Annotated in this window: 14 protein-coding genes; 10 read left to right on the forward strand and 4 right to left on the reverse strand. The window is 53.1% G+C overall.

The features are described 5' to 3' along the window. Positions 1-47: 47 nt before the first annotated feature. From PsAD13_RS25700 to PsAD13_RS25745, 10 genes are all read left to right on the forward strand, one after another. Entirely contained in the window at positions 48-1,199 is a 1,152-nt protein-coding gene (locus PsAD13_RS25700) for a DSD1 family PLP-dependent enzyme (RefSeq protein ID WP_063319913.1), read from the forward strand. Between the two features lie 192 nt (positions 1,200-1,391). Beyond that, positions 1,392-1,829 (forward strand): glyoxalase superfamily protein, encoded by a 438-nt coding sequence (locus tag PsAD13_RS25705; RefSeq protein WP_057461441.1) that lies wholly within the window; start codon positions 1,392-1,394, stop codon positions 1,827-1,829. Between the two features lie 214 nt (positions 1,830-2,043). Beyond that, positions 2,044-2,529, forward strand: coding sequence for a hypothetical protein (locus PsAD13_RS25710; RefSeq protein ID WP_063319914.1), 486 nt, complete (start codon positions 2,044-2,046; stop codon positions 2,527-2,529). A 328-nt stretch (positions 2,530-2,857) separates the two neighbouring features. Continuing rightward, complete coding sequence (locus PsAD13_RS25715) at positions 2,858-3,583, forward strand: FadR/GntR family transcriptional regulator (RefSeq protein WP_057461439.1); 726 nt, start codon at positions 2,858-2,860, stop codon at positions 3,581-3,583. Then, positions 3,580-4,743 (forward strand): PLP-dependent transferase, encoded by a 1,164-nt coding sequence (locus PsAD13_RS25720; protein ID WP_057461438.1) that lies wholly within the window; start codon positions 3,580-3,582, stop codon positions 4,741-4,743. Before PsAD13_RS25715 ends, PsAD13_RS25720 begins: the two co-directional genes overlap by 4 nt. Before the next feature lie 28 nt (positions 4,744-4,771). Then, a complete protein-coding gene (locus PsAD13_RS25725; protein WP_063320070.1) occupies positions 4,772-6,031 on the forward strand; it encodes a sugar ABC transporter substrate-binding protein in 1,260 nt (419 codons plus the stop codon). After that, positions 6,031-6,969, forward strand: coding sequence for a sugar ABC transporter permease (locus PsAD13_RS25730; RefSeq protein ID WP_063293356.1), 939 nt, complete (start codon positions 6,031-6,033; stop codon positions 6,967-6,969). Before PsAD13_RS25725 ends, PsAD13_RS25730 begins: the two co-directional genes overlap by 1 nt. Before the next feature lie 9 nt (positions 6,970-6,978). Beyond that, positions 6,979-7,830, forward strand: a complete 852-nt coding sequence (locus tag PsAD13_RS25735) for a carbohydrate ABC transporter permease (RefSeq protein ID WP_206599794.1) — start codon at positions 6,979-6,981, stop codon at positions 7,828-7,830. Positions 7,831-7,841: 11 nt separating this feature from the next. Then, positions 7,842-8,927 (forward strand): sn-glycerol-3-phosphate ABC transporter ATP-binding protein UgpC, encoded by a 1,086-nt coding sequence (gene ugpC, locus PsAD13_RS25740; RefSeq protein WP_063319915.1) that lies wholly within the window; start codon positions 7,842-7,844, stop codon positions 8,925-8,927. 132 nt (positions 8,928-9,059) lie between these two features. Next, positions 9,060-10,121, forward strand: coding sequence for a Gfo/Idh/MocA family oxidoreductase (locus PsAD13_RS25745; protein ID WP_063319916.1), 1,062 nt, complete (start codon positions 9,060-9,062; stop codon positions 10,119-10,121). 124 nt (positions 10,122-10,245) lie between these two features. Here the strand turns inward: PsAD13_RS25745 and PsAD13_RS25750 are convergent, their stop codons facing one another. The 4 genes from PsAD13_RS25750 to PsAD13_RS25765 all read right to left on the reverse strand — a co-directional run bounded on the left by PsAD13_RS25750 (position 10,246) and on the right by PsAD13_RS25765 (position 14,849). Beyond that, entirely contained in the window at positions 10,246-11,259 is a 1,014-nt protein-coding gene (locus PsAD13_RS25750; RefSeq protein WP_063287512.1) for an ABC transporter permease, read from the reverse strand. A 58-nt stretch (positions 11,260-11,317) separates the two neighbouring features. Next, on the reverse strand, positions 11,318-12,856 hold the full coding sequence (locus PsAD13_RS25755) for a sugar ABC transporter ATP-binding protein (protein WP_063293359.1): 1,539 nt from the start codon (positions 12,854-12,856) through the stop codon (positions 11,318-11,320). Positions 12,857-13,024: 168 nt separating this feature from the next. Continuing rightward, entirely contained in the window at positions 13,025-13,942 is a 918-nt protein-coding gene (locus tag PsAD13_RS25760; RefSeq protein ID WP_063287514.1) for a sugar ABC transporter substrate-binding protein, read from the reverse strand. Positions 13,943-14,045: 103 nt separating this feature from the next. Continuing rightward, complete coding sequence (locus PsAD13_RS25765) at positions 14,046-14,849, reverse strand: TIM barrel protein (RefSeq protein ID WP_063319917.1); 804 nt, start codon at positions 14,847-14,849, stop codon at positions 14,046-14,048. Between the last annotated feature and the right edge of the window lie 196 nt (positions 14,850-15,045).

Here is a 15,045-nt window from a genome sequence, read left to right on the forward strand (position 1 = left end):
TTCAGTTTCGTTCTTACTGAACTCACGCCTGCTGCAAGGACTTCGCTGTGACCTCAGATCTTTCCCAGTACACGCTTGGCTATGACATCCCTGCCCTACCGGGAATGAAGCTGGATGATGTGCAAACGCCTGCTTTGATTGTTGATCTTGATGCCTTTGATCATAACCTGCTGAAAATGCGTGATGAGATTGCCAAGTATGGTGTTCGCCATCGCGCTCACTGCAAAATGCATAAGTCTGCTGAAGTTGCAAAACTACAGATAGAGCGAGGCAATGCTTGCGGCGTGTGCTGCCAAAAGGTGAGCGAAGCAGAGGCTCTGGCGAAAGCGGGTCTCACAGACATTATGGTGTCCAACGAGGTGTGCGATCCATATAAGATTGATCGTTTGGCACAGCTTCCCAAGCTTGGGCCACGTATCCTAGTCTGCACGGACAATCTGGCTAATATTGCAGATCTCTCTCAAGCCGCAGTCAAACACGCAACACAGTTGGAAGTTCTGGTGGAACTGGATTGCGGAGGTGCCCGGTGCGGCGTGGCAGATAGTGCTGCTGTGTTGGAGCTGGCAACTGCAATCATTGCAGCCTCCAACTTACGGTTTGCGGGCATTCAGTCCTATCAGGGCGCTGCGCAACATGCCTATGATTATGCTGATCGAAAAGCGCTGCTGGATACGGCAATCACGATCACCAAGGATGCTGTAGACCTGCTGGAAAGCAAAGAGATCCACTGTGATATCGTTGGCGGTGCAGGAACCGGAACTTATCCGTTCGAGGCAGCCTCCGGTGTGTTCAACGAGTTGCAGTGCGGGTCCTATCTCTTCATGGATGCGGACTACCGCAAAGTGAAAGACAAAGATGGCAAGCACTTACCTGCTTTTGAGCATGCCCTGTTCCTGCTGACTTCGATCATGTCCACTGACATCGATGGGCAAGCCGTTTGCGATGCAGGGCTGAAGGCACACAGCATCGATTCCGGGCTGCCGACTGTGTTTGAGAGACCTGATCTGCAAAGTCTTGATTATTCAGATGAGCATGGCGTCCTGAAGGATCCGCAAAACTCGTTGAAGATCAACGATAAGATCAAGCTCGTTCCTGGGCATTGCGACCCGACCTGTAACCTGCATGACTGGTATGTGGGTGTACGTGACGATGTCGTGGAAACGCTTTGGCAAGTGACAGCCCGTGGTAAGTTTTACTAGGCGTGCAGAACCTTGGTTTGACAGCAACACCCATCCTCTGTAGGTTGCGCGGCGAGGGATCAGGCCCCTGCCGCTCGCAGAGCAATGCTCATGGTGAAGCCTGAAACAAAAGATGCGACTTCAGCCCAGACAAGCGGGTTGGTGGCAATGCGAGCTCCATCAAGTTGATCCCGCATAGTTTGAGGCTATGAAATGAACGGATCTCTTCCTTCCCTTTCAGCGTTAAAAACGCAAGCGAAGCAATTGCGTGCTGCGTTGGAAAAACGCGGCGAAACAATTTCGCACTCCCAGACACTGGAGCTTATTGCTCGCCAACAAGGCTATAAGGACTGGAACACTCTTTATGCTGCCGTTGGCAACCGTCCACCTGTGTCGTTTCTGCGGCCCGGTGACAGGGTTGCGGGCAAGTATCTTGGACGTCGGTTTGCTGCCGAGGTTCTTGGTGTTCAAAGCTCCGTCGCGGCCCACCGGGTGCGGCTGACACTCCATTTTGATGAGCCAGTTGATGTGGTGAGTTTCAAGAGCTTTTCTGCGTATCGGCAACGAGTGACCTGCACGGTAAATGCGGATGGCATGACCAGTGAAAAGACCTCTGATGGCGAACCGCACATGGTTCTAACAGGGCTCTGATCTTACCTCACAAAAGAACCGGGAGACGTGACACCTCCCGGTTTGCCAATGGACACAACCACCCTGTGCATCAATGCGATCTCAACTGCAAAATGCTTGGTGAGGTGAAACTGTTGCTTGAACATCCATGCTTAATTAAACTATACTATGATACTCATGTTTAAACTGTTGGCGATGTGATGCAATCGCCAGATGCACGAAAGAGGCGCTGGCCATGGATGTTGGGGCAAATGATGTTTACCTGGAACGCCAACCGGAACGACTGGTTCTGGAAGGGTATCGCCGCTGGTCATCCGGCTTCGAGACAGGTTCCATCACACCCTGGGAAATGGCATGGGACCTTTATAGCGAAGTTCTTGGGCATCAAAATGCAGGAGTAGCGCTTGCCAGCCTGTCTCAATACGTGCGCACACTCAAGCGCTGCGCAGCCTGCCCACTACGCTCCTACCCTTATGATTCTCAGCATCTTTGTGTTGAAGAATGCCTGACCATGGGCCTGATTGCGGGCTTGCAACATGATGTCGACACCGTTGAGCTGTGCCTGCAGCACATTACCTGTCCGCAAAGATGCGAAGAAGTAGAACAGGCCGCTGCGAACTTCGCCGAGACCCTCAAATCCCTCGGTCAAGTCATGCTGCCTGTACCGTCTCATGTGCTGACTGATATTCTGAAAATGAGCTCAGGCGGAAGCATGCATTAGGCTTGAACTAGAAAGCGCTTCTTAAAATATTGTGCGGCTCGTGTTTGTGAGCTGAAGCCTTCAAATTGATTTCATTACCAATTGCAATGGACGAGTCTGCGTCCGTGCAGGCCAATCTCTTCTATAATTCCCTCCAAACCATCCGCCTCCTACCACATTAATATATCCGCCGCAGCTATCTGATATCTCACAGGTTTCCCTCTGGGTGCGCTGCGGTAAATCAGTGGTTGTGCACAGTAGGTATTTACAAGCACAGATTCCTGTTTCTAAAATTGGTCTGACGTCTGATGGCAGACGAAATAAAATAGACATCTGTGCGGAGCCTAATGTGCCAAGCCCATCCAATAATAAAATTCGGCCAATCAAGACCGAGGACAGAAGCGACGCAATTCTGCAGTCGCTGACAGATTTCATCGTGGAGGAAGGCTTGCAGCCCGGTGACAGATTGCCCACGGAACGAGAGCTGATGAACGGCCTGAAGGTTGGCCGCTCGTCCATTCGTGAGGTGATCCGCCATTTGCAAGCATTGGGGATCGTGGAGATCCGCCGTGGGTCAGGGACATACTTGAAGCGCCCGCTCTCCGAGAAAACCGTTTACCTGCCGCTGTCCATTGCAACCAAGCGCGATGGCCTGTTGCAAACGCTGGAAGTGCGCCGGGCGCTTGAAGTTGAGGCCTCTATACTGGCAGCCAAGCGGGCGACGCCGGAAGAGATTGACGAGATGCGCACCAAGTTAGAGCATATGGAGTCAGTCCATCACCTCAACGGCACGGCTGGCCCGGAAGACCTTGAGTTTCACCTGTCTATTTACCGCGCTGCAGGCAATCCGCTGTTTGAGCAGTTGTTGCAGCAGATGCGGGAATCTTTTGAGAGCTTTTTTGATATGCCGTTCGACCGCAAAGATTTTGCCGGACGGTCTTTTCCTTTTCACCGACAATTATTTGACGCCATTGCCGCTGGAGACACGGAGATGGCCCGCAAACATACCTTGGAAATTTTGAGCGTGGTTGAAGAAGATATTGTGCAAATGGCACAGGAAACGGACGCAGTATGATCGACCTGTGGGGGGAGGACACAGCAACAATCGTGGCGCATGATGAAACATCCTTTGCGGATGCAGTCGTGCCACCTATTTTTCAAAACTCGCTTTTCACGTTCTCTTCCTATCAGGAGATGTGTGAAACCTTCGCGGGTAAGATCAACCGCCCGGTTTATACGCGCGGGATCAACCCAACCGTCCGTGCGTTTGAGGAGAAGATTGCCAAGCTGGAGGGCGCTGAAGATGCACTGGCGCTTTCCAGTGGTATGGCCGCTATTTCATCAGCCATTCTGTCTGTGGTGAAACCCGGTGACCGGATCCTGTCCGTCAAACATGTTTATCCAGACACTTTCCGTTTCTTTGAAATCTTCCTGCGCAAGTTTGGTGTGAGCGTTGATTACATCGATGGTGGCAATCTGGCGACGGTTGAAGCTGCCTTGCCCGGGCATGCTCTGTTCTATCTGGAAAGCCCGACCAGCTGGATCATGGAGGCTCATGATGTGAAAGCGTTGTGCGCGCGGGCCAGGGAAGCCGGTGTCACGACGATCATCGACAACAGCTGGGCTTCACCCATCTTCCAGAATCCGATCAAACTGGGCTGCGATATTGTGGTCCATTCGGCATCCAAGTACATCAGCGGCCACAGTGATGTGGTTGCGGGAGTGATCGCAACGTCTGCTGCGCGTGTGGCGCAAATCCGCGGGGAAGTGACCCAGTATCTGGGTAGCAAGATTGCACCGTTTGAGGCGTGGTTGTTGTTGCGCGGCCTGCGGACACTGCCAATCCGTATGAAAGCCCATGAGCAGGCTGGGATGGAGATTGCCAAGCGACTGGCTGAACATCCTCGCGTGAAAACTGTTTTTCATCCGGCGTTCCAGAATAAGGCCCATCCCGGTCTGCGTGGAACCTCCGGTCTCTTTTCAATTGAACTGGCAGACAATGTCAGCGTCGAAGCACTGTGTAACCACCTGAAAATTTTCAAAATGGGTGTGAGTTGGGGCGGGCATGAAAGCCTGATTTGCCCTGCGCAGGCCTCTCTCATTCAATCGGGAGGACCAAACTCAACCGCATTCTTTGGCGTGTCACCGCACGTCGTTCGCCTGAATGTTGGCCTTGAAGACCCTGAGGATCTCTGGGGGGACCTCGAAGAAGCGTTAGGGGCAGCATCAGAATAACATTGCTAGAGGAGAGGCAATTATGAGTTTGAAGAAATTATTGGCCGCAAGTCTTGTGGCAACAGCTATTGCAGGTCCGGCAGCTGCTGAAACCAATCTTCGACTGGTGGAAGTGATCACAAGCCCGGAACGTACCAAGGTTTTGCAGAGTATTGTTTCAGAGTTTGAAGCGGAAAACCCGGACACCAATGTCGAAATCATCTCGTTGCCTTGGGGACAGGCTTTCGAGAAATTCGCGACCATGGTTTCTGCTGGTCAGACACCGGATGTGGTTGAAATGCCAGACACATGGGCCGCGCTTTATGCCAACAACGGCGTTTTGGAAAGCCTTGAGCCCTACCTGAAGAGCTGGGATGGCACCGACAAGCTGAATGCCCGCACCATTGAGATGGCACGCAGTGGTTCCGGTACAGCTTACATGCTGCCCTACGGCTTTTATCTGCGCGCCATGTTCTACAACAAGAAGCTCTTCAAGGAAGCGGGTGTTGAGAAACCACCTGTGACATTGGATGACTTCCGTGATGCAGCTGAAAAAGTATCGGCTCTTCCAGGCAAGTACGGCTTTTGTCTGCGCGGTGGCTCTGGCGGTTTGAATGGCTGGGCCGTGTTTGGGGCAACGGCAGCTGGCACAGATCAGTTCTTTGATGAGGAAGGCAACAGCATCATGTCCACGGAAGCGTGGATCAAGGGTGCACAGTTCATGGTGGACCTCTATCAGGATGGTCTTGCACCAAAAGACAGCCTGAACTGGGGCTTCAACGAGATCGTGGCAGGCTTCTACTCTGGCACATGTGCCATGCTTGATCAGGATCCGGATGCACTCATTGGCATTTCGCAGCGCATGGACCCGAATGATTTCGGTGTGACCACCATGCCAAAAGGTCCAAATGGCAAGGCCTACCCAACCATCGGGTATGCGGGCTGGTCCATGTTTGCTGACAGCGAAGACAAAGACGCCTCCTGGAAGCTGATTGCGAAGCTTCAAAGCCGTGATGCAAACTTGGAGTGGTCCAAACGCGTGGGAACTCTGCCTATCTACAAGGATGCAGAAAGTGATCCGCACTACAACACACCACAGTTTGCTGGTTGGTTTGAAGAGCTGTCCGACCCGGATGTTCACCCGCTGACAATGCCAACCCACTTGGAAGAGTTCGCGTTCTTCAAAGATTCCATCTCCATCCGCACCAGTCAGGAAGCCCTGCTGGGTCGCAAGTCTGCGGAAGAGCTTGGCAAGGAGTGGGGGGATTACCTCACAACAGCACAGAAAAAGTGGCTGGCTAAACAGTGATGACAGCTGCCACAGACCTTGGAACACACCCTGCCAGTCGGCAGGGTGTGACTTCCCGCAGATTCCTATCCCGATTTGAGCCCTACTTTTACGCAGCCCCTGCCATTGTGTTGTTGGTGACTGTGATGATGGTGCCGCTGGTGGTTGGCCTGACCTACACAGTCAGAGACATCCGCATCCTCAATCCGTTCAGTGGCGGTTATGTGGGCTTTGCGCATTTTGAGGCGGTCTGGCACGATCAGAATTTCCATAACGCCCTTTACAATACCTTCTGGTGGACAGTCAGCTCACTGTTCTTTCAGTTCTTTCTGGGTTTAACGCTCGCTCTGCTGCTCAACCGCACTTTTCCGGGACGGCGCATCATCCAGTCGCTTGTTTTTCTGCCATGGGCGGTGCCTGCATTCCTGTCTGGCCTCAATTGGGCATGGATGTTCAATCCAGTCATCAGCCCCCTGCCCCAATGGCTGTTTGCGCTCGGCATCCTGAGCGAACCAACCAATATTCTGTCAGATCCTGACCTCGCCATGTGGGGACCGATCGTTGCCAACATCTGGTTCGGCATCCCATTTTTTGCGATCACTTTGCTGGCTGCGCTTCAATCCATTCCAGGTGAGATTTATGAGGCCGCATCTATCGATGGCGCGAGCCGCAAGCAGCAGTTTGTCAGTATCACGCTGCCGTTTCTGGCGCCGACCATCGCGATTACGCTGATGCTGCGCACCATCTGGATCGCCAACTTTGCGGATCTCATCATCGTCATGACCAATGGTGGTCCCGCAGATTCAACACAGATCGTTTCCAGTTATATTTTCACGCAGGCTTTCCGTCGTCTGGACTTTGGCTATGCCTCCGCAATTGCGGCTGTGCTGCTGGTTCTGTTGATGGCCTATGCGGTCTCCATCATCTTCATCAGACGCAGTCTGCTGCGCGAAACCTGAGGCTCTGTTATGGCATACTATGCAAAATCAAAGGGCCAACGGGTGGTGGACTGGAGTGTCCATTACGGCCTGCTCGCCTGCTATCTGTTCTTTGCGCTGTTTCCGCTTTTTTGGCTGTTCAAGGTCGCGGTGACACCGACTAAATTGCTTTACTCTGAGGGAATTCGCATGTGGCCCTCAGAAATGACGTGGACCAACTTCACGCAGGTGATGACAGATACGGATTTTCCGCAGTTCTTCATCAACTCGGCCGTCGTGTCAGGCTCAACCGCTTTCATTTCCACGCTGATTGCAGCGGCGGCAGGCTATTCATTCTCACGGTTTCATTATCGCGGTAAGGCGGTCATCATCGTGTTGATGCTGATCACCCAAATGTTCCCACTGGTCATGCTGATTGCACCGATTTTCCGCATCCTCACGCCGCTGGGGCTGACGGACAGTCTGCTTGGACTTGTGGTGGTCTACACGGCCTTCAACGTGCCGTTCGCGACGTTTTTGATGCAGTCGTTTTTTGATGGCATTCCCAAAGACCTTGAAGAAGCAGCCATGATTGACGGCAATACCCGCTTTGGGGCGCTGGTGAAGATCATCTTCCCGCTCACCCTGCCGGGCATTGCAGCCACGCTTGGCTTTGTGTTCACCGCAGCGTGGAGTGAGCTGCTCTTTGCGCTCATGCTGGTCAGCAGTCCGGATGCAGTCACCTTCCCGGTTGGCTTGCTCACGTTCGTCTCCAAGTTCTCTGTCGACTTCGGGCAGATGATGGCGGCGGGCTTTCTGGCGCTCATTCCAGCGGCAATCTTCTTCTTCCTCATCCAGCGTTATCTGGTGCGGGGTCTTACCGCCGGTGCGGTCAAAGGATAACGAGGTACCCTATGGCTTCTATTCAAATCACCGAGGCAACCAAATCCTACGGAAACACCGCAGTTCTGCATGGGATCGATCTGAACATTCAGGATGGTGAGTTCATTGTGCTGGTTGGCCCGTCCGGCTGCGGCAAGTCCACCTTGCTGCGCATGATTGCGGGGCTGGAGGAAGTGACAACTGGCTCAATCTCCATCAACGAACGGATTATCAATGATTTGCCGCCGCGAGACAGGGACATCGCCATGGTGTTCCAATCTTATGCGCTTTATCCTCACATGAGCGTGGAGGAGAATATCAGCTACGCGATGACCCTTCGCAAATCACCGAAGGAGAAGATCGCCAGTGCGGTTAACGGTGTCTCCAGTATCTTGGGTCTGAACGGTCTTCTGGAACGGCGTCCCAAAGCCTTGTCTGGTGGGCAGCGACAACGCGTTGCAATGGGACGGGCAATTGTGCGTGATCCGCAGGCATTTTTGTTTGACGAGCCGCTTTCCAATCTGGATGCGCGACTCCGCGAGCAAATGCGCTCAGAAATTCGCAAACTGCATCGCAAACTCAATGCCACGTCTATCTATGTGACGCATGATCAGATTGAAGCCATGACCATGGCCGACAGAATCGTGGCGATGCATGATGGATATATTCAGCAAGTCGGTACGCCGCTGGAAATCTACGACAAGCCAGCAAATGTTTTTGTGGCTTCGTTTATCGGTTCACCTGCCATGAACTTTATCAGGGGCATAGCGGTGGCGTCTGGCGAGGGGTATCACCTTCAAACAGATCAAGGACACCAGATTATTCTGGCAGAAAGTTCGGATTTGAAGGATCGGATGGACGTTATTCTGGGTGTGAGACCGGAGCACCTGATGATCGTGGAGGAAGGTCCGGCAAGTCTCCCGGCAACTGTGGATCTTATTGAACCGATGGGTCTTTCCACGCTGGTTCATGTGCGTGTTGGGCAAGACAGCCTTAAAATCTTCACACTCGACCGGCCTGATATTACTGAAGGCACGCAGGTTCACGTGTCTTACATTAAAGAAAAGCTGCATATGTTTGATGTTCGGACGGAAATGCGGCTGGAGTCTCCTGTATAAGTTCCCCTGAACTGGTTCGTTGCTGCCGCAACGAACCGTTTTTCTGGACTCAGGGTTTTCACGTTCTTCTGGGGCAACCTAAACTGGTATAAATACTGCCTGATATATGTACCGCAGAAGGAATTCCTCTGAATGCCCTCGATCAGTCTGGCCGTCGTTGGTTTGGGAATGGCCGCAAAACCACATCTGGAAGCGCTTGACCTGCTGAGAAATCACGTGGAAGTCGCAGGTCTTTATACCCGAACGAAAACCAAGGCGGAGGCTGTCTCTAAGCAATACGGCTGGCCGTGCTTTGACAGCCCCGAGCAGATTGCCAGTGATCCGGAGATTGATGCTGTCCTGCTGCTGACCCCGCCGGATCAACGACATGATCTGATTGAGTTGTTTTCCGGTGCAGGCAAGCACATCCTGACAGAAAAGCCGTTAGAACGAACCTATGACGCGGCGGCTGAGCTGGTGGAACTCTGCGATTATGCAGGCGTGAAATATGGCGTGGTATTCCAACACAGGTTCCGTGAGGGTGCAAAGCAGCTGAGGACGTTGCTTTCAGAGGGGGCTTTGGGCGATATTCACCTGGTGCGGGCGAACATCCCATGGTGGCGAGATCAGGCCTATTATGATCAGGCGGGCCGTGGAACATATGCGCGGGACGGTGGAGGCGTATTGATCACGCAGGCTATTCATGTGCTGGACCTGATGCTGAGCCTGACCGGCCCGGCAAAATCCGTGCAAGCCATGTGTGCAACCACCACGGCACATAAGATGGAGGCTGAAGACTTCGCCACGGCTGGTATTGAGTTTCACAGCGGGGCTGTCGGGTCCATCATGGCGACCACAGCCACCTTTCCCGATGCAAAAGAAACGCTGGTGCTGGATGGCTCAAAGGCCTCTGCCCATCTGGAAGGCAGCAAACTGACGGTGACGTATCGCGACGGGTCCATCGATGTGTTTGGTGAACGCAGCGGGACCAAGGATGGAACGGGTGGCGGGGCTAACCCAATGGCGTTTCCATGCGACTGGCACCGGGATCTCATTGACGATTTCGCCCTCAGCATCATTGAGCATCGCGACCCGAAAGTAACCGGTCATGACGCGCTGATGGTGCATGCGCTCATTGAGGCGATTGAGGGCTCTTCCCGCACCGGATCAAAGGTTGATGTGCGTGAGGCGGAGCTGTCGAAGGCCTATATCTGACAGGTGGCTCACTGCCCAAAACTTTACAGATAAAAAATGAGCAGGAGGCCGGACGAGGGCTCTCCTGCTCGGGTATTAGGCATAATCCGTGGGAGGTTTTAGCCTAAATTCTTTCGCGGCTTGATCAGACCTTGGCCCGCTTGCGCTGGCGATACTGATCCGCAACCACTGCAGCTACAATGATACCACCTTTCACGATGTCCTGGATGTAAGCATCAATACCAAGGAACGTGAAACCACTCATCATTGTACCCAGAATAATGGTTCCGATGACGGTGCCTGTGATGCGACCAACGCCGCCTGCAAGACTTGTTCCGCCAATAACAGCTGCAGCGATGGCGTCAAGCTCATATGCAAGGCCCATACCTGCCTGTCCACTGCCAGCTCGCGCTGCGGCAACCACACCGCCAAGACCAGCAAGTAAACCAGCAAGGGTGTACACTTTGATCAGGTGACGACCAACGTTGATGCCGGAGACTTTTGCCGCCTGAACATTTGCACCTGTTGCATAGGTGAACTTGCCGTAACGGGTGAAACGCAGGGCAATGTGGAAGATAAACGCGGCCATCAGGAAGATGATCACCGGAATGGTGCCAGAACCGAGCCACATGTACTCTTCAGAAAGCAGGCTGATCGGCTGACCCTTGGTGTAGTAACGTGCCAGACCGCGCGCGGTTACCATCATACCCAGAGTTGCGATAAACGGAGGGATTGCCGTGTAGGCTATCAACGATCCGTTTATGAACCCGGCTAAGGCCCCGACGGCGATACCAGCCAATACTGGTACGAGGAACGGCATGTCCGTGAACATCGGAAAGACAGCACGGGTATAGTCAGAGGTTTGTGCAAAACTGGCGGCAACCATGGCCGATAGGGCAAGCACTGAGCCTGAAGACAGGTCAATACCGCCGGTGATGATCACCTGCGTCACGCCAATAGCCAGAAGGCCGATGATGGAAACCTGCAGAACCATGATCAGCAGGCGCTGTGGGTTAAACAGGAAGGTGTCACCCTTCACAATCCAGCCCAGAATTTCAAAAAAGACTGCAATGCCGATCAGTACGAGGAAGATGTTAGCCTCTACCGGCAGTTTTCGAGCTGGAGCATTTGTCTCAGCTACATCAGTTGCATTTGCCATCTGGCAAGTCCTTTCAATCTCTGCGTCGGGCGCTTAAAGCTGCCGCGCATGAAAACTCTTAGTTGGAAGCAAGGCGCATAACGCTGACCTGATCTGCTTCAGCTCGATCCAGAATTCCGGTGACATGTCCCTCATGCATCACCATCACGCGGTCACTCATGCCCAGCACCTCCGGCATCTCGGAGGAGATCATGAGAACAGCAACGCCCTCACCTGCCAGTTTGGTAATGAGCTTATGGATTTCAGCCTTGGCGCCCACGTCGATGCCGCGGGTTGGCTCATCCAGAATGAGAATGCGAGGTTTGGTCAGCAGCCAGCGACCGATCAGAACCTTCTGCTGGTTGCCCCCAGACAAGTTCTCGATGCGCTCGTTCATGCCCGGTGTTTTAACGCGAAGGGCTTCGCTCATTTCCGTGCACAGCTTGGAGACAGCGCTTTCGGCCACAAAACCGGCCTTCACATGATCCTGACTGAGAAGCGCGATCTGCATGTTCTCCTGAATGTCGAGCATCATGAACAGACCGGTGTCCTTGCGGTCCTCGGTCAGCAACGCCATACCATGACCCATGGCCTCTGCTGGCGTTTTGATCTCAACCGTCTCGCCGAACACGCTGATGCTACCCCCCGTTGCCGGGGTCACGCCGTAGATGGTCTCTGCTACATTGGTGCGACCTGAACCCACCAAACCTGCAACGCCGAGAATTTCACCTGCACGCAGATCGAAGTTTACGTTCTCGAACACGCCGTCCAAACACAAATCCTTCACGGAAAGGACCACATCACCGATTGGCACTTCCTCTTTCGGGAACATCTGGGTGATCTCGCGGCCCACCATCATGCGGATGAGCTGATCACTGTCCAGATTGCTGGCAAGGTCGGTGCCGATGTATTTGCCATCGCGGAAGACGGACACGTCATCAGCGATCTCGAAAACCTCGTCCATCTTATGAGTGATGTAGACGATGCCTTTTCCCTCTGCCTTCAGGCTCGCGATGATCTGGAACAGATGCTCAACTTCGCGGTCTGTCAGAGCCGAGGTTGGCTCGTCCATGATCAGCACATCAGATTCATAAGAAATCGCTTTTGCAATCTCGACCATCTGACGGTTGGCGATGGACAGGTCACGAACTTCAGTTTCCGGATCCAGATTGATGTTCAGCCGGTCGAACAGCTTTTTTGTATTGTCACGCAGCGCTTTATGATCAACAAACCCGAGCTTCGTCAGCGGTTCTCTGCGGATCCAGATGTTTTCGGCAATTGTCATGAACGGCATCAGGTTGAGTTCCTGATGGATCATGGCAACGCCCTGTTCCAGTGCATCCAACGGCGTGGTCATGTGGACCTGTTTGCCACCCAGACGAACTTCTCCGCGGTCTGGTTGATAGATGCCTGCAATAATCTTCATCAGGGTGGATTTGCCCGCCCCGTTTTCTCCCATGAGGGCATGAACTGTGCCGGGTCGGATGCGCAGGTTCACATCATCCAGTGCAACAACACCGGGGAACTCCTTGCGCACACTATCGACTTCTAGCAGGTATTTTTGTGGGGCTGCGGCACCCTTATTCTCACGTACCGCCTCTTGTGTGCTTAAACTCACAGTCCGTGAACTCCATTTTTCTGCTGGCAGTGTGAGGGGCTTCCGGGTGCCTGGCCCGGAAGCTTGATCACTTGGAGGCTGGGCGCATTCCTGTCATTGGATAAAGCCAAGAGAATGGAACGCGCGCCAGAGCAAGGCGAAAGGCCCTAAAGCCTTCCGCTCAGCTGCTTACTTGTTGAGGAACTCGCCAAGGTTTGCTTTGTTTACCAGCTTGAATGGGATCCAAACGATGGTGTCCACTTTTTCGCCGCGAGCCAGCTTCAAAGCAGCTTTCACAGAGCCAGCGCCCTGGCCTTTCGCGTCCTGGAATACAGTTGCGAACATTTCGCCACGGTCCATGGAAACGAGTGCATCTGGAGTAGCATCAACACCAGCAACTGCGATGTCGCTGGAAGCAATGCCAGCCTGCTTCATGGCGATCAGAGCGCCCAGAGCCATTTCGTCGTTGTTTGCAGCAACAGCGTCGATTTTGGTGCCAGACACGATCCAGTTGTTCATCAGGTCGATTGCTTCAGAACGCTGGAAGTCAGCGGTCTGCTCTTCAACAACCTTGATGTCCGGGTAGCTGCCAAGAACTTCTTTAACGCCCTGTGTACGGCCACGTGTGCCGTTGGACGCCAGTTCGCCGAGCATGATAGCAACGTTACCCTTGCCACCCATCTGCTTGGCCAGTTCTTCCATCTGCAAACGACCAGCAACAACTTCGTCAGAGCCCACGAACACAACCTTTTCAGGCAGTTCTTTGTCTTCTGGCTTACGGTTTACGTAAACAAGTGGAATGCCGGCACTGTTGGCCAGTTTGGTGATGCGCGGTGTTGCGGATGTATCAGCCGGGTTCACGATGATTGCGTCAACGCCCTGTGCAACAAAGTTTTGTACCTGGTCGATCTGCTTACCGATGTCGCCGCGTGCGTCTTCAAACTGAATTTCAACGCCGTCAGCTTTGGCTGCTTCGTCACCCATCGCGTTGCGCAGGATGGTCAAGAAGTTATCATCAAAATAAGCCATTGAAACGCCGATGTTCTCAGCCATGACGCTGGTTGTCATCATCGCCGATGCAGCTAGAGCCAATAGAGTACGTTTCATTAGTTCCTCCTCCGTGCCGAAATTTGGCACTTCTCCCAAGATTATGCTGGCACGGATCCCCATCTACGCCAAATTATTTAGCGAAATCAGTCGCCTGGTATGATCAGGCGGCGGTTGCCGCCTGCAATTCTTTTTTCAGGAAATCAAAGCTTGCCTGCGTGGCGTCCACCACGTTTTCAAGGGCATGCACGACTGGAGAAAATGGCTCCAGAGACACGTGACCTGTGTACCCGTTGGCAAGCATGGTTTTGATTTGCGCTGCGTTGCCCAAACGGTCGGCTTTACTCACCAACAGGCGGTGGTCATCCAACATTTGCGCGATGGAAAGGTCTGGATCTTCCACGCCGGAAGTGTGCATGAGACCTGTCTGGTCCGCAAAGAACTCGGTTTCTTCAGCCAGGTGATGATGGAACGTATCATGCACCAGCTTGAACACGCCCTCACCGTTCACATCGCGGATTGCGGCAACGGCGTCTGCCTTGAGGCGCAAGGAGCACTGCGGGAAGCCGAGAGGCTCAACCAGACCGGTGACACCGGCGGTTTCCAGCAGAGGCTTGAGTTCTTTCAGAGACTGACGCAGGTTTGCCGCTAGTTCATCATCGCTCTTGCCATAGTCATGGTCGTTGACCGGGCACATCACGAGAGCTTTGGAACCACACCGCTCTGCAAAGCCGATGAGTTCGTTTGCCTCAGCAAGACGAGTATGTGACCACTCGTTAAAACGCTGAAGGGCATTGATGCTGATGATTTCGACGCTATGCTTTTCAGCGAGTGCTTTGACGTCTTCTGCTGGTGTTTTCTGCTCAAACGGATTGCCAGCAATGTCATTGCGGATTTCTACGGCATTGATCCCCATGGAGGCAGCCATGCCAAAGAACGCGTCCAGCGTCATTTGAGGTGCAAGCATATGGTTCAACGCGAAGTTGATGTTTCCCGACAAACGACTTCTCCCAATGTCCGATGTATAAACATCAATTTGATCTGCTAAAGATCATATGTAAGTACTGGTACCTGTCAATTTAGAGTCTGAAATTACATGTAAAATCGGGATGAGAGAACGAATATTCCATCATTTCAATATTTTGGAAGGTTTGCTCCCGTGA

The sequence above is a fragment of the Pseudovibrio sp. Ad13 genome (genome assembly GCF_001623225.1).
GTDB lineage: Bacteria > Pseudomonadota > Alphaproteobacteria > Rhizobiales > Stappiaceae > Pseudovibrio.